Origin of the sequence: Comamonas sp. MYb21, assembly GCF_037479395.1 — a bacterium.
Classification (GTDB): Bacteria; Pseudomonadota; Gammaproteobacteria; order Burkholderiales; family Burkholderiaceae_C; genus Comamonas.
Genome location: NZ_JBBGZC010000014.1, coordinates 47,490 through 62,780 on the forward strand (window position 1 = coordinate 47,490; position 15,291 = coordinate 62,780).

Below are 15,291 nucleotides of genomic sequence, written 5' to 3' on the forward strand. Positions count from 1 at the left end.
TCCCGCCTGTGGCAGCGGGTGGGCCCTCAAACGGTACGGTTTCAAGCCAGTGGCCCGGCGCTTTGTTGTTTAGAAGGTCCCCCGCAAGGTCAGCATCGCGCTGCGCGGGCTGCCGTAGTAGTTGCTGCCGCTCGCATAACCCACCGACTGGTAGTAGGTCTTGTCGAACAGGTTGTTGAGGTTCAAGGTCACGGTCCAGCGCGGGTCAACCCGGTACTGCAGCATGGCGTTCCACACGGCATAGCCGCCTTGGCTGAAGTCATAGCTGCGCACCGGGTTCCAGTCCGCGTCATACAGGGTATCTTTCACATAGTGCTTGCTCTGGATGTGGGCGCTGGCCCCCAGGCGCCAGGCAGACAACTCGCCCGGCAAGGTATAGGCGGTGCTCAGCTTGAGCAGATGGCGCGGCGTGATGCTGCTGAAAGGCGCCCCCTCGGTCTCATCGCGGGTGGAGACATAGGTGTAGCCCGCAGAGGCTTGCCAGCCCGCACGCAACTCGCCGCCCACTTCCACATCAAAGCCCCGGCTGGTGACCCGGCCCTGCGGCAGGTAGCAGCAGTTGCCCGACCATTCCTCGTGGTTGTTGGGGTAGCGCGTGTCAAGCACGGCCGTGCCGCTGCGCTCCACATGGAAGAGGCTGAAGGTCGCGTTGAGCTTGCCCTCCATCAGCTCGCCCTTGAGGCCGGCCTCATAGCTCTTGCCCTTGACAGGCGCAAGCGAATCACCGGGCGGCGGGCCGGACTTAGACAAGGCCTGCGGCTTGAGAATCGACGCATAGCTCAGGTAAGCAGACCACTGGCCATTGAGGTCATAGATCACACCGCCATAGGGGCTGAACTTGCCAGGCTCGCTAAAGCGGCTGCCCGATGCCAGCTCCCAGTTGCCGGCCGCATCCATAGCCTCATACACCTGGTTGAACTTGTACTTGGCGTAGCGCCCACCCAGGAAGACATGCAGCCGGTCCGTGGGGTGCAGGCGCAGCACGCCGTAGCCGCCCAGCTGCTTTTGGCCCCAGGGGTTGTAGCGGCGCGAGACCGGGCCAGCCGCCGCCGGCTGCCAGTAGCCAGGGTTGAACACATCAATCGGTACCACGCCTGATGGATCGCTGGAGTAGCCCACATTCCAGAAGCTCTCCACGCTTTGGCGATCGACGCCCAGCACCAGCTCATGCGTGCGGCCCAGCAGCGAGAAGTTGCCCGACAGGCTGGCATCAGCCACCGTCTGGGTGTTCTTGTACAGATAGTGGCCGCCGCCGTTCCAGGTCACACCACTGCCCGTTTCGCGGTCCAGCGCGCCATAGCCAAAGGCGGTGGTGCCGTCATAGTCCGAGGTGCTGCGCGTCACATTCAGCTTGGCGCGCCAGTTCGGGTTCAGCCGGTGTTCCAGCGCGGCAAACAGCTCATTTTTCTGGGTGCGGCCCGTGGCCCAGGGCTGGGTCAGGCTGGTGTTGCGCGGCAGGCCAATGTCGCTGCCATCGCTGTAGCGCGGCACATCGCCCCCGCCCTCGCCGCGCGTGCGGGTGTTGGCGCGGCTCATGCCGGCGCTCAGCAAGGTGTCGGGCGTCAGATCGGCCTCGATGATGGCGTAGAACTGGGGCGAACGCTTGTGCTTGATGTCGATGTAGGAGTCGCTGTCGATATAGGACAGCACCGCACGGCCCCGCACCCGGCCGTCGAGCGCCAGCGGCCCGGTCACATCGAGCATGCTGCGGTAGTTGTTCCAGCTGCCCAGCGACTGCTGCACCGTCACACGCGGTTCGGCCAGCGGCTTTTTGCGCACCACATTGATGATGCCGCCCGGATCACCCACGCCGCCCAGCAGGCCGGAGGCCCCCCGCATCACCTCGACCCGGTCATAGAAGTCCATGTTCTGGGTGGCACTGTAGGTATAGCTGGCAATGTTCAGCGGCGCGCCGCCGTCCACCTGCATGCTGTCGATCTGAAAGCCCCGCGAGAAGAAATTGGTCGACTCGAAATTGGTCAGCGACGTCGTGATGCCCGGCGTGGCGGCCAGCGCATCGCGCACCTCGGTCAGGCGGCGGTCATCGAGCTGCGCACGCGTCACCACCGATACCGACTGCGGAATCTCGCGGAAAGCCAGGTCGGATTTGGAGGCGATGCTGGTGACCCGGCTGGTGTAGGAGCCCGTGTCCTCGGTGGTGCCATCCACCGCGCGGCGGGCCTGCACCCGCACCTCGGCCAAGGTGCTCTCGCGCGTGGGCGCTGTCTCTACCGTCAAGGTGCCATCCTGCATGCGGCCATGCAGGCCGCTGTTCTTGAGCAGCATGTCCAGCGCCTCGCGCAGCGGCAACTGGCCGTGCAGGGCCGGGGCCTGGCGGCCGGCGGCCAGCTCGGGCGCAAACACCAGCTGCAGGCCCGCCTGGCGCGCAAACTGGTCCAGCGCAGCGGCCAGCGGCTGGGCGGCCATGTCAAAGCGCAGGGTCTGGGCGGGGCTGCCGGCTTGTGCCAGCGCGCCCTGCAGCGGCAGCGCCAGGCCCAGCAAGAGCACGGCATGGGCCAGCGGCGAGCGCCGGGCACGGAAAAGCAATGAAGGCATGAAAATCGTCCTTGTGATGAGGGGGTGAAAGCAAACGCTCACCACAAGGACGACTGGGCCCGAAAGTTCCTGAAAAATAATTTGATCGCGGCTGCCGCAGCCCGCATAGTGCAGTGCCATAGCGTGCGCTGCTCCCTCAAGACCGGCTGCGGCGGCTGAGCAGCAGGCTGCCATCGCTTTGCTGCTGCACCTGCACCGGCAAGGCCCGGGGCAGTGCCTGTATCCAGGCCTGGGCCTCGCCAATGCGCACCCGGCCACTGAGCGGCAGCCGCGCCGCATCGGGCGTGGCCACGATTGCAAACGGCGCATAGCGCGCCAGCCGTTCCAGCGCCTGGCCCAGGGTGGCATGCCTGAACACCAGCTCACCGTGGCGCCAGGAGGCGGCCGACTCCAGGGGCGACAGCTCGGGGCTGCGGTCGCCCGCCGCCCACTGCAGCGCCTGGCCGGCCTCCAGCGTATGTACAAAGCCATCATCTTGCGCCGTTGGGGAGGCATCGCCATCAGCCATCGGCTCCACGCGCACCCGGCCGGATTCGACCTGCACGCTGACCCGGCTGGGGCCGCGCCCCATCGGCGTGATCTCCACGCCAAAGCGCGTGCCCAGCACGGTGATGCGCAGGCCGGCCGCCTGCACCTCAAAGGGCCGGTTCTCCTCACGCGCCACCTCAAAAAAGGCGGCGCCCTGCAGCAGCTGCACCGATCGGCGCGCCGCAAAATACTGCAACTGGGCCTGGCTGAGCGCATCGAGCAGCAGGCTGGAGCCATCGGGCAGCGCATGGCGCACCTGCTGGCCGCGTGGGCTGTGCCAACGGGCCTGCCACTGCACATGCTGCTGGCGGTAAAGCTGCCACTGCTGCCAGCCCAGATGGCCGCCCAGGCCCACACCGGCAACACCCAGCAGCGCGGCCAGGCTGCGGCGCCGGCCCGCGCGCCGGGCGCTGCCCAGGTGGTTGCCGCGCCAGCGCTGCAAGGCGTCTTCGACACAGGCACTGGCCTGGATCAGATCGCGCTCGATGGTGTTCAGCGATACGCCCAGCCGCTCGGCAATCAGCGGCTGCTTGTCGCCATGGATACGGTGGGCCACAAAGGCGGCGCGGCTGCGCTCGGGCAGGCCGGCCAGTGCCGTCTCCAGTACCGCCAGCGCCTGGCGGTACATGACGGAGTCGGCCACATCCGGCGCATGGCTGGGCGCCAGCTGCTCCTGCAATACGGCGCCTTCCACATAGCGGCCATGGCGCTGGCGGCGGCGGTGCGCATCCAGCGCCAGGTGCTGGGTCATTACCGCCAGGTAGGCTGTCGTGTCATCGGGCTGGTCGCCAGCGGCCTCGGCCTGGCCACTGGCCTGCGCATGTTCGGCCAGTTTGAGCCAGGCCTCATGCACCAGCTCACCCGCCTCGTCGCGGCTGCCGGTGCTGCGCGTCGCCACCCGCACCAGATCGGCATAGGCCCGGTCAAAGCCGGTCAATAGCGCGCGGGTGAAGGAGGCAGACAATTCCATGGGGCTGGATCATAAGCCATGTAAAGAGAATCATTCTCAATAGCCATACTGATTTTCTGTCCTCTGCCCCAGGAACGCGCTTTTCTACCTCTGCATACTTAGAAGAAGTACTTGAAGCTCAGCGTCGCCTCCCGGTCCACACCGCGGAAGATACCCGCGTAGTAGGTCTTGTTGAAGAGGTTGTTGACGTTGAGCGCCACGCGGTACTGGGGTGTTTCATAGGCCAGCGCCAGATCGGCCACGGTCACAGCATCGTTGTAGTTCAGGCTGCCATTGGAGGCCAGGTTATAGGGCGAGCGGCCCTTGTAGCGCAGGCCAGCCCCCACCATCACGCCCGGCAGGCTGCGCGGGCGGTAGTCCAGCCAGAGGCTGGCCATGTGGCGGGAGGTCTGCAGCGTTTGCCGGCCGATCTCAGCTGGGCGGTTGCTCTGCGTGGTGCGCGGGTCCAGGTAGGTGTAGCCGAGCATGCCCTGCACCTCAGGCGTGAGGGCCATCTGCGCTTCCAGCTCAAAGCCGGTCGAGCGCACCTCGCCGGTCTGCACGCTAAAGCGCGGGTGGTCCGGGTCCTGGGTGGTCACATTGGTCTGGCGCAGGTCAAACACCGAGGCGGTGACCACGCTCTTGCTGCCGGGCGGCTGGTACTTGATGCCGACCTCGTACTGCTTGCCCTTGCGCGGCGCAAAGGCACTGCCATCAAAGGCCAGGCCGGTGGTCGGGTCGAACGAGGTGGCGTAGCTGGCATACGGCGCCAGACCATGGGCCATCTGGTAGAGCAGGCCAACGCTGCCGCTGGTGGCGTTGTCGCGCATGCGGGGCTGCGTGCTGCTGTTTTGCGTGGTGCGGGCCGCATCATGGCGCAGGCTGAGGTTGGCAATCCAGGGCCCGCGCTTGAACTGGTTGAGCGTGTAGATCCCGGTCTGGCGCAGGTCGCTGTTGCTGTCTTCGAGCTCAGGCACCGCAATCGACTGGCCATAGATGGGCGCGCTCAGGCTGAGGTTGGGCACATCCCAGCCAAAGCCCAGACCGCCGCGCTCCTTGTACTGGGTGACATCCACGCCCCAGGCCATGCGGTGCTCCACATCGCCCCAGCGCAGGTCCTTCTGTGCCCGGGTGTCCATCGCCAGGGTCTTGCCCTTGGTGCGCTGGGCCAGGCTGGCGCGGGTGATGCTGTCGCCATCGGCCAGCACATCCATCGCATAGATGTGGCGGTAGTCGATGTCGATCGTGGAGTAGCGCAGGTTTTGCGTGAAGGTCCAGCCATTGTCGGTCTGGTGCGAGAACGCATAGCCCAGCGAGCGGGTGTCGCGGTCAAAGCGGTCAAAGTCCGGGTCGCCTGCTGTCAGCTTGGGCGACAGCTGCTTGATCTGCGGATAGGTGAACAGGCTGGGCCACCAGGGCTTGGGCGTGCTGCGCTCACGCGAGTAGTTGGCCAACACCGTCAGCTGGGTCTGGCTGGAGATATTCCACAGCAGCGATGGCGCAATGGCCAGGCGGTCGTCGCGCGATCCGATAGCGCGGCCATCGCTGTCGCGGCCCTTGAGGTTCAAGCGGTAGAGCAGCTTGCCATCGGTATCGAGCGCGCCGCCCAGGTCGGCGCTGAGCTGGGCGCGGTGGTAGCGCCCGTACGAGGCGCCCACGCTGTTGACATGGTCCGCCTGGGGCCGCTTGGACAGCACATGGATGACGCCGCCAGGCCGGCCCTGGCCAAACAGCATGGATGCGGGGCCCTTGATGACCTCCAGGCTCTCGATCTCGTCGATCTCATCGTTCCAGGAGCCATAGGTGCCGGCGGCAAACTGGCGCAGCCCATCCTTGTAGTAAGAGCTGCCATCGCTGAAGCCCCGGATGATGGCGCCCGTCATGCGCACATCGGCGCCCGTCACCTCGGTGGCCACGCCGGGTGTATAGGACAGCGCCTGCTCAATGCTCTTGGGCGCCTGGGCCTGCAGCTGCGCCTGGCTCACGACCGAGATGCTGCGCGGCGTCTCCATCAGGCTGGTGCCCAGCTTGGTGGCAGACACGGGGCCGGGGCTGGCATAGCCCTGCTGCGCCTGGCCGCGCTGCGAGGTCACCGTGACTGCCGGCAAGGTGGTGTCGCCCGCCTGGCCCGGTGCCACGGCCGGGCGCGGCGCGGCTTGCAAGATATAGGCGCCAGCGGCCGTGCGCTGCAGGGCCAGGCCGGTGCCAGCCAGCAGGCGCTGCAGCGCTTCATCCGGCGCATAGCTGCCCTGCAGGCCCGCGCTGCGCAAGCCCTGGACCTGGTCTTGCGTGAAGGACAGCAGCAGGCCCGATTCGCGCCCAAAGCGGTTGAGCGCATCTTCAAGTGCGCCAGCCGGGATCTGGTAGCTGCGGCTGGCTCCCACGGCCTGCGATGCCGCTGGTTGCTGGGCATGGCTGCTGGCCATGCCGGCACAGGCCAGCGCCAGCACCAGGCTGCGGCAGGCCCAGGCATGGGTTGCGGAAGAAGCGCTAAACAACGGCAGCCCGGCAGCGGCGCGCGGGTGGACAGAAGACTTGGCCATGGTGATCACAAAGAAAAGAGGACGGGTGGCAGGAGCGCCGTGCAAGACGGCGCCATGCCGCTTTCCTTTGACATGTCCCGCGAGAACCTAAAACAGACCAGGGTGGTCAAAAAATTCTTCAAAATTTTTTGCCCTGCCTTCGATCTGTCTCAGCCAGCCCTCTCCACCACCACCTCGCGCTGGCCCCACCAGCGCACCAAGCTACGCACCCGCAGGCCCGGCAGGGCGTCAAGCGTGGCCAGCACCCGCGCCACATCGGCCAGCGGATAGGTGCCCGACATGCGCAGCGCCGCCACCGCCGGGTCGCAGACCAGGCGCTCCACGCTATAGGGCTGCAGCGCCGCCAGCATATCGGCCAGCGGCATGCCGCGCGCCACCAGCATGCCGTCGGTCCAGGCCAGGCTGTCTTCGACCACCGCTTGCGGCGTAGAGACCGACGCGGCTTGCAGCGTGGCGCTAAAACCCGCCTGCAGCACCTGGCCGGCGGCACCTGCTTGCGCAGGGCTCAAGCGCACTGCGCCCTCAAACACGCTGACCAGGCTGCCGCCGCCGGCCAGGCTGCGCAGCGAAAAACGGGTGCCCAAGGCCTGCGCCAGGCCTTCGCGTGTCTGCACGACAAAGTCGCGCGCAGGCTGTTGGTGATCGGCTGCCGTGGTGATCAGCACCTCGCCCTCCACCAGCTGCAGGCGGCGCAGGCCTGCGCTGTAGTCGATGTTCAAGGCCGTTGCGCCGTTCAGCACAAGCTGGGTGCCGTCTTCCAGGCGCATGCGCTTGCGCTCGGCACGGGCCGTGCGCACATCGGCACTCCAGCGCCGCCAAGGCAGCTGCTGCTCGGCCTGCCAGACGATGCCCGCGCCAAACACCAGCAGCGCCAAGGTCTGCACCACCTGGCGGCGCCGCGCCGATCCCCGGGGCGCCAGCGCCGCCCGCGCCACCTCGGCCGCGCCGCTGCTGCCGGGCGCCGCCAGCGCGCTGAGTTTGTCGTTGACCCGGGCCAGGTGCTGCCAGGCCGTTTCATGCAAGGGGTCCGCTCCCCGCCAGGCCATCCAGGCCTGGTGCTGGCCTTCCGTCAGCGCGCCCTCTTGCTGCTGCAGCCACCACTCCACCGCGCTGCGCGCTACCTCGGGCGGTACGGCCAAGGCACCGGGGGCCGTCATGGCGCCACCGCAAAAAAGCAGCGCATGCCCGCCTGCAGCAGGTAGCGCTTGACGGTGGTGAGCGACAGGCCGAGCGCCTGCGCAATCTCGGCCTGCTTCATGCCATCGAGCTGGGCCATCAAGAACGCCCGGCGCACGGGGACCGGCAGGCCATCGAGCCGGCGGTCGATCTCGTCGAGCGCCTCCAAGAGCAGCGCCCGCTCTTCGGGCGAGATGGCCGTGGCCTGCGGCACCTGGGCCAGCGCCTCCAGGTAGGCGCGTTCGAGCTGCTGGCGGCGGTAGTGGTTGGCCAGCACGCGCTGGGCCACCGTTGTCAAGAACGCCCGGGGCTCGCGCGCCTGCACCGGCTCCTCGCGCGTGAGCAAGCGCATGAAGGTGTCCTGCGCCAGATCGGCCGCCTGGTGCACATCGCCCAGCTTGCGGCGCAACCAGCCCTGCAGCCAGCCATGGTGGTCGGCATAGAGCGTGGCAACTTCTGAATGCACAGGGGGTTCGGCGCTGGTCATAGGGCTGGGGGCATGCAGGCATGCCCATAGACAATGCAAATAGGAATTAATCGCATTGTAACCAGCGGTATTTGACCCCTTTGGCCTCCGAACCACGGCCGCCCTCTTCCCCCTGCGGCCATTGCCCAAACCCGCATGGCCACGCCGGAAAGCGAGGGCCACGACAATATCAGCCAAATTTAGCTATATGTAAACTTCGATAAGCATGCGAGATATCAAGAAGATGGACCTCAACCTGCTCAAGGCGCTGGACGCACTGCTCGATGAGCGCAGTGTGACGCGCGCGGCCGGCAGGCTGGGGCTGACCCAGCCGGCGATGAGCGGCATGCTGCAGCGCCTGCGCGAGAGCTTTGCCGACCCCTTGTTTGCGCGTGTCCAGCGCGGTATGGTGCCCACGCAGCGCGCGCTGGATCTGGCCCTGCCGGTCAAGCAGATGCTCTGCGAGATCGATGCGCTGCTGCAGCCGCCAATATTTGACCCCAGCACCGCTCGGCTCACCTTCCGCATTGCCGCCACCGACTATGCGCTGCGCGCCATTGCCGTGCCCTTTCTGGCGGCCTTGAAGCGCCAGGCGCCCAGCATCCGCGTATCGCTGATCCCGCTGGAGCCGCGCCTGGTGCAGGGCCAGCTCGAGCGCGGCGATATCGACCTGGCGTTTTTGACCGGCGAGAACACCCCCCAGGACATGCATGCGCGCGAGCTGTTCCAGGAGCACTATGTCTGCGTGATGCGCGCAGGCCACCCCGCTGCGGGCCGCAAGCTCAGCGTCAAGCAGTTCTGCGCGCTGGACCATGCGCTGGTGTCGTACGAGGGTGGCGGTTTCCACGGCGTGGTGGACGAGGCGCTGGAGAAGCTGGGCCAGCGCCGCGAGGTCACCTTGTCGCTCAAATGCTTTGTGGTGCTGCCCGACATCCTGCGCTCCAGCGACCTGGTCGCCGTGTTGCCCAGCCGCCTGGTGGCTGGCATGGAGGGCTTGTCGGTCTGCAAGCCGCCCGTGGAGGTGCCAGGTTTTAGCAAGCTGGCCGTCTGGCATGAGCGCAGCCACCACAACCCGGCGCAGCGCTGGCTGCGCGAGCTGCTGTTTTCTGCGACCCAGGCATAGGAAAGGGCCCCGTAAGGGCCCATCAGAATTGCCACTTGAGCGCCCTACCCCAAGGTTGCGGCGCTCCAAGGGCTTAGGTGCTGGCCACGCTTATTGCGCTACCCAGGGTGGCGACTGGATGTAGTGGTCCCAGCATGCAGGCTGCTGCGCTGGAGCGCCTTGGCAGCTGCGCCAGCCTACGGCATACCAGGCCTTGCCGCCGTTGCGGTAGTCGCCGGATTTTTTGGCGTCACTGCGCCAAACTTCCTTTTCCAGCGTGTCGTTCCAATCCTTTGTCTTCAAGGGGCTTGTGCTGGGTGTGAGCTGGCCCATGGCGGTGTTGGTCACGCCAGGGAAAATTTCAATGCCAGGCGTGGCGCTGCGCATTTTGAAGGCCGCATCGCGTACAGCGGCGACATAGCTGACGGTGCTGCCTGCGCCCGCTGTTTCAACGCCGTTTTGGACATTGACTTCGGCAGCGTTGAGGTCCTTCAGGTTGTACTTGCTCAGGTCGATCGCAGCTTGGCCAGACGCTGCTTCGCGCAGCCACAGGCCCCAGTAGAACTCGGCAAACTCCTGCACCTGGGCATTGCTGTAGCCCATATCGCGGGTGAGGTAGACCAAGGAGCGATAAGGGTCGTCCGCCAGTGCGCTCAGGCCCAAGGTGCTGGGCAATTGTTCTGGCGTGATGGCCTTGCCGGCCTTATCGAACAGCCAGACGAACTTGTTGGCCTGCATTTTTTGCCAGAAGCTCGTGAGGTCTGGCGTATCGCTGAAATTGCCTGCGACGCGTACATACACCGTCAGGTCTGGGCCGCCATCGGCCAGTTCCCACAGGGTCGTGAAGGTGTGGTGGCCATCGGTCAGGTACAGCTGGCCATTGGGGCCCACCACCACGGTTTTGAGGCCATCGGGGCTGACATCGCTATCGGCTACCGTGCATTTGAAACCTGTGCCCTTGATCAGGGAGACCTGGCCCACCACGTAGTCGCTGGCGCTGCCCCGGCCCGTGTCTTCGCAGTAGTCTTTGGCGCGCTTGAGCTCGGTGGCTTCCGTTTGGTCTTTGAAGTTGGTGGAGCCAGCCGCAAAGCGTGCCAGATTTGGTTGCTTGCGCGCCAGATGGTAGTAAATCTGGTCATAGCCCACCGATGGCTGGGTGGGATGCAGGTCCCGCAGTTGGACGGCCATCACCTCACCCGTTTGGCGGGTAAAGTTGTCGGACACCACCACGTCAATCGCACAAGGCTGGCCTGCCGCCAAGGTCAGGTCGTTGCGGCAGGCGGGCACCTGGCTGTCATCGCTGGAGGAAAACAGACGCGTGCTGGCGTTGCCGTTTTGGATGCTCAAACCCTGCAGGCGCACTGGCTGCTGGGTGGTGTTGCGCACCAATACCCGCTCGCTGAAGTCCCGGTCCAAACTGATTTTGGCCGGGCTGGTTTGCAAGTCCAGCGTGCGCTGAACTGCTTCGGCCTGCGTGCTGTCTGCCTGGCTGAAGCCCACCACGGCAAGCATCGCCAGCACGGGCAGGCTCAACCAATGGCCTGCGCCTTTGCGCTTGCCCAGCAGCAGCACCAAGCCAATGGCCAGCACGCTCAACAACACGGCCAGCGGGCCCAGTGGCACGGGCACGGCCGCAGCAGCGCCTGGGGCCAGGATGGCCACAAACTCCACGACCAGCGAGGCGGTTGTTGATTGGGCATAGACGGGAGAAGCGGTGGCTGCGACAAGCGCCAGCGTGGCAGTCGGCAAGAGTAGACGGTGCATAAACAGAGGGACTGGTAACAAAATGCTAGGCCGCCACCCTAAGACGTTTATTTGACAGCATCGTGACAAGACCGGCCATAGCCATCTGTTTTGCGATGCATGCCAGGGGCAGGCCTGATATCAGCCAGGCATATGGCCGCCATAAAAAACCAGCATTTGATTTATGGCTGTGGCACCTCAATTGCAGGCGATGGACAGCCGGAGCAGCCCCTGTTTGGGCTGGCGACCTCCCGCCTTGCAGATGTGAAAGCGATCTGCGGGCTGCAGGTCCAGCGGCCGCTCCATCCCTTCTTTTTTCCTCAGCCCACGCATTGCCATGTCAGCCCTGTTTACCCCCTTTACCCTCAAAGACGTCACCCTGCGCAACCGCATTGCCGTGCCCCCGATGTGCCAGTACAGCGCCACTGATGGCTTTACCAACGAATGGCACCAGGTGCACTACCCCTCGATCGCCCGGGGCGGCGCGGGCCTGGTGATTGTTGAAGCCACCGGCGTGTCGGCAGACGGCCGAATCAGCCCTGCCTGCCTGGGCCTCTGGGATGACGCCCATGTGCCCGGCCTGGCGCGCATTGCCGCCGGCATCGAGGCCGCAGGCGCTGTGCCCGGCATCCAGATCGCGCACGCCGGCCGCAAGGCCAGCGCCAACAGCCCTTGGGAAGGCGACGACCATATCCCCGAGAGCGACCCGCGCGCCTGGCAAACCATTGCCCCTTCGGCCATCGCCTTTGGTGGCGACCTGGGCCGCGTGCCCCGTGAGATGACCCTGGCCGATATCGAACGCGTCAAAGCCGACTTTGTCGCCGCCGCCCGCCGCGCGCTGGCCGCCGGCTTCAAGTGGCTGGAGCTGCACTTTGCCCATGGCTACCTGGCCCAAAGCTTTTTCTCGGCCCACTCCAACCAGCGCCAGGACGCCTATGGCGGCAGCTTTGACAACCGCGCCCGCTTTGCGCTGGAAACCCTGGCCGCCGTGCGCGAAGTCTGGCCCGAGAACCTGCCGCTGACCGCCCGCTTTGGCGTCATTGAATACGATGGTCGCGATGAGGAAACCCTGGCCGAATCCATCGAGCTGGTGCGCCGCATGCGCGAAGGGGGCCTCGACCTGCTCAACGTCAGCGTGAACTTTGTCATCCCCGGCGTGCAGATCCCCTGGGGCGAGCCCGCCTTCCTGGCCCCGATTGCCCAGCGCGTCAGCCGCGAAGCGGGCCTGCCCGTCGCATCGAGCTGGGGCATTGACGACCCCGAGCTGGCCGAGCGCGTCGTAGCCGAGGGCCAGATGGCGCTGGTGATGATGGGCCGCTCGATGCTGGCCAACCCGCACTACCCCTACACCCTCGCCCAGCAGCTCAAGGCAGCCCGGCCGGACTGGGTGCTGCCCGCCCCCTACGCGCACTGGCTGGAGCGCTACCGTGGTGCGGGCAAGCAGGCGGCGGTGGCCTAAATAGGAAATCTGCGCGGGTGAGCGCGCAGATCTTTCTGCGGCTTAGAACTTGCCGCGCAGGGTCAGCATCCAGTTGCGCGGCTCGCCGTAGTAGTTGCCCGAAGCCGCACTGCCCACTGTGCGGTAGTACCACTTGTCCAGCAGGTTGTTGACGTTGAGCGTCAGCGACCAGCGCGGATCAAAGCTGTAGGCCACCGAGGCATTCCAGACCGCATAACCACCCTGCGTATAGCGGAAAGGTACCGAGGCCCCGTTGTACTGGCCGGTGGAAGGGTTGTAGCTGCTGACCGTGCCCGATACATACTGGGCGCTTTGCACGGTGGTGCCGGCCCCCAAGCGCCAAGCGCTGGCATCACCCGGCAATTGCCAGGTTCCCCAAAGCTTCAGAGTGTGCTTGGGCGTGATCGAGCTCAAGGCGGCATTGGTGGTTTTGTCGCGGTTGTGGTTGTAGGTGTAGCCGGCATAGAGATTCACACCGGGCGCCACCTGGCCATTGATCTCAGCGTCAAAGCCCTGGCTGATCACCTTGCCCGTTGCCAGGTAGCAGCAGCTGCCGGCGTAGAGAATCGACTCGGCCGGGTAGTTGGGATCGGCAATGCCACCGCCCTCTTGCTGGATGCGGTACAGCGCAAAGGACGTGTTCAGCTTGCCGTCCAATATCTCCCCTTTGACCCCCAACTCCATATTGGAGCCGCGCACCGGTGCCAGCCCCGTGCCCGGTGCCGGCCCAGCCTTCAGGTTGGCCTGGGGCCGGTAGATTTCCGCATAGCTGGCATAGGCTGTCCACGAGGGGTTCAGGTCATAGACCAGACCCGCAAACGGCGTAACCTTGGTGGGCTCGTCATAGCGCGTAGCGGCGGCCAGGGTCCAGGGCGCTGTGGGGTCGAGCGCGCCGCTGCTGTTGACCCGGTTCCAGTACTGCTGGTCATATTTGAAGCGGTTGACACGGGCACCCACCACCAGCTTGGTCCGGTCGGCAATCTCCAGCCGCAAAGTGCCATAGGCACCGATCTGGCGCTGCTTGTTGGGGTTGTAATCACGTGTCCATCCATTGGCAGTGGGCTCCTGCCACAGGCTGGTGTCGAGGTTGAACACATCAATGGGCTGGCCCACCACATTGGTCGCATAGGTGCTGCCTTTCCAGCGGCTGGTGATGTCCTGCGCATCCACGCCCAGCAGCACCTCATGGGTGCGGCCCAGCAGATCGAAAGCACCGCTCAGGTTCACATCGACCAGGTTCTGCTCGTTCTGGTACCACTGCGGCGTGCCACCCCAGTAGTGCCCCAAACCCGTCAGCGGATCGACCGCGCCAAAGCCGAAGGCTCCGAATGCACTGCCTTGCTGGCGGGCCTGAGTGGCATTGGCGCGCAAGGTCCAGCGGTCAGCCAGCCGCCAGGTGAGCTTGGCGAACAGCTCCTTGGAGGTGCCATTCAAATACGACCAGTCGGTGGTGAACCCGGTATTGCGCGGCAAGTGCAGATCGGCGCCATTGCTGTAACGGGGCAGCCAGGAGGTGGTGCCTTTTTCATGGATGTGCTGGTCGCGTGTGCCAAGCGCCAAGGTGGCAGCCGGTCCCAGGTCGGCTTCCAGCACGCCGTAGAGGAAAGGCCGCTCCAGCGACCGGCGATCGACAAAGTAATCGCGGTTCTCGTAGGCGATGACGGCGCGGCCGCGCAGCTTGCCATCAAAGGCCAGTGGGCCCGAGGCATCCAGTTCGGTGCGGTAGTTGTTCCAACGCCCGGCCGATGCGCTGATGCTGTACTGCGGCGTGGCGGTCGGCATCTTGCGCACCAGGTTGACGGCGCCACCGGGGTTGCCGGTGCCGTTGAGCAGGCCTGCGGCCCCGCGCAGCACTTCGATGCGGTCGTACTCGGCCATGTCATAAGCCACATTGGCGTAGTGGCCAGTGAACATCGGTGCACCACCATCGAGCTGGATGCTCTCGATCTTGAAGCCCCGCGCATACATATCGGGCAGGCGGGTGTTCTGGTCCTGCACCGTGATGCCCACCACCTGCGCCGCAGCGGCGCCCAGGTCCACCAGGTTCTGGTCCTCCAGCCGCTGCTTGGTCAGCACCGTGACCGACTGCGGCATCTCCCGCATGGCCTGCGCTGTCTTGCCGATGGTGATGGCATCGCTGGTGTAGGAACCCGTGCTCTCGGTCTCGCCCAGCCGCCTGGCCTGCACCCGCACTTCACGCAAGGTGTAGTCGCCAGGCGAAGCGGCAGGCGCTGCCTCTGTCGTATCGGCACCGCTGTCAGCCTCGGCTTTGGATTCGGCCAATACCGTCAGCGTGCCGCTGGGCGTTCCCGCCAGGCGCAGGCCGCTGCCCTGTAGCGCGCGCTGGGCAGCGTCTTCCACCGTCAGCTGGGCATGGATGGCGGGTGCCTGGCGGCCGGTCAGCAGGCGCGGGTCGGCACTGATCGAGCGGCCGCCTTCGCGCGCAATGCGGGCCAAGGTATCGGCGAGCGGCGCAGCCGGCAGCGACCAGGCCCTGGCCGCCGCAGAAGGCTGGGCAGCGCCAGGCGCTGCAACAGCCGCGTTGGCGGGCTGCGCCCAGCTGGCGGAGGGCAGCAGGCTGCCGCCCAGCAGCAGTGCGCCCAAGGTGGCGGCCAGCGGATGCAGCGGCAAACGGGGCCGGCTGAGGGAGTGAACCAGGGTACGGCAAGAAGAGAAAGGCGAGGGTGTCATGGATAGCGGTCGATAAGGGATAAACAGGTCTTCATCCCTCTTGTGCAACCAGGCCCGCAAAATCCCTCAGCTTGTGCA

Annotated in this window: 9 protein-coding genes; 2 read left to right on the forward strand and 7 right to left on the reverse strand. The window is 65.7% G+C overall.

Annotated features, from left to right (window positions below; all coding sequences use genetic code 11):
• Window positions 1-69 precede the first annotated feature (69 nt).
• From WH367_RS20060 to WH367_RS20080, 5 genes are all read right to left on the reverse strand, one after another.
• Window positions 70-2,556 (reverse strand): TonB-dependent siderophore receptor, encoded by a 2,487-nt coding sequence (locus WH367_RS20060; protein WP_339537425.1) that lies wholly within the window; start codon window positions 2,554-2,556, stop codon window positions 70-72.
• Between the two features lie 136 nt (window positions 2,557-2,692).
• On the reverse strand, window positions 2,693-4,054 hold the full coding sequence (locus tag WH367_RS20065) for a sigma-70 family RNA polymerase sigma factor (RefSeq protein WP_339537426.1): 1,362 nt from the start codon (window positions 4,052-4,054) through the stop codon (window positions 2,693-2,695).
• Window positions 4,055-4,152: 98 nt separating this feature from the next.
• Window positions 4,153-6,576, reverse strand: coding sequence for a TonB-dependent siderophore receptor (locus WH367_RS20070; RefSeq protein ID WP_339537427.1), 2,424 nt, complete (start codon window positions 6,574-6,576; stop codon window positions 4,153-4,155).
• A gap of 149 nt (window positions 6,577-6,725) precedes the next feature.
• Window positions 6,726-7,733 carry a FecR domain-containing protein gene (locus tag WH367_RS20075; protein WP_339537428.1) on the reverse strand — a complete coding sequence of 336 codons (1,008 nt, stop codon included), beginning with the start codon at window positions 7,731-7,733 and terminating at the stop codon, window positions 6,726-6,728.
• Complete coding sequence (locus WH367_RS20080; protein WP_339537429.1) at window positions 7,730-8,239, reverse strand: sigma-70 family RNA polymerase sigma factor; 510 nt, start codon at window positions 8,237-8,239, stop codon at window positions 7,730-7,732. The genes WH367_RS20075 and WH367_RS20080 overlap by 4 nt, the downstream gene beginning before the upstream one ends.
• Before the next feature lie 205 nt (window positions 8,240-8,444).
• On the opposite strand from WH367_RS20080, the gene WH367_RS20085 reads away from it, so the two are divergent.
• The gene (locus WH367_RS20085; protein ID WP_339537430.1) at window positions 8,445-9,341 is read left to right on the forward strand and encodes a LysR family transcriptional regulator; all 897 of its coding nucleotides are present in this window, start codon (window positions 8,445-8,447) and stop codon (window positions 9,339-9,341) included.
• Between the two features lie 90 nt (window positions 9,342-9,431).
• Here WH367_RS20085 and WH367_RS20090 read toward each other — a convergent pair whose 3' ends face one another.
• Window positions 9,432-11,084 carry a ParB/Srx family N-terminal domain-containing protein gene (locus WH367_RS20090; RefSeq protein ID WP_339537431.1) on the reverse strand — a complete coding sequence of 551 codons (1,653 nt, stop codon included), beginning with the start codon at window positions 11,082-11,084 and terminating at the stop codon, window positions 9,432-9,434.
• 316 nt (window positions 11,085-11,400) lie between these two features.
• On the opposite strand from WH367_RS20090, the gene WH367_RS20095 reads away from it, so the two are divergent.
• On the forward strand, window positions 11,401-12,522 hold the full coding sequence (locus tag WH367_RS20095) for an NADH:flavin oxidoreductase/NADH oxidase (RefSeq protein WP_339537432.1): 1,122 nt from the start codon (window positions 11,401-11,403) through the stop codon (window positions 12,520-12,522).
• A 42-nt stretch (window positions 12,523-12,564) separates the two neighbouring features.
• On the opposite strand, the gene WH367_RS20100 is transcribed toward WH367_RS20095, so the two are convergent.
• On the reverse strand, window positions 12,565-15,153 hold the full coding sequence (locus tag WH367_RS20100) for a TonB-dependent siderophore receptor (RefSeq protein ID WP_339537433.1): 2,589 nt from the start codon (window positions 15,151-15,153) through the stop codon (window positions 12,565-12,567).
• Between the last annotated feature and the right edge of the window lie 138 nt (window positions 15,154-15,291).

What these genes read in the sequence shown, in the direction of transcription:
- WH367_RS20095 (WP_339537432.1), top strand. Translation starts at nt 11,401, where the DNA reads ATGTCAGCCCTGTTTACCCCCTTTACCCTCAAAGACGTCACCCTGCGC.
- WH367_RS20060 (WP_339537425.1), bottom strand. Translation starts at nt 2,556, where the DNA reads ATGCCTTCATTGCTTTTCCGTGCCCGGCGCTCGCCGCTGGCCCATGCC.
- WH367_RS20080 (WP_339537429.1), bottom strand. Translation starts at nt 8,239, where the DNA reads ATGACCAGCGCCGAACCCCCTGTGCATTCAGAAGTTGCCACGCTCTAT.
- WH367_RS20090 (WP_339537431.1), bottom strand. Translation starts at nt 11,084, where the DNA reads ATGCACCGTCTACTCTTGCCGACTGCCACGCTGGCGCTTGTCGCAGCC.
- WH367_RS20065 (WP_339537426.1), bottom strand. Translation starts at nt 4,054, where the DNA reads ATGGAATTGTCTGCCTCCTTCACCCGCGCGCTATTGACCGGCTTTGAC.
- WH367_RS20075 (WP_339537428.1), bottom strand. Translation starts at nt 7,733, where the DNA reads ATGACGGCCCCCGGTGCCTTGGCCGTACCGCCCGAGGTAGCGCGCAGC.
- WH367_RS20085 (WP_339537430.1), top strand. Translation starts at nt 8,445, where the DNA reads ATGCGAGATATCAAGAAGATGGACCTCAACCTGCTCAAGGCGCTGGAC.
- WH367_RS20070 (WP_339537427.1), bottom strand. Translation starts at nt 6,576, where the DNA reads ATGGCCAAGTCTTCTGTCCACCCGCGCGCCGCTGCCGGGCTGCCGTTG.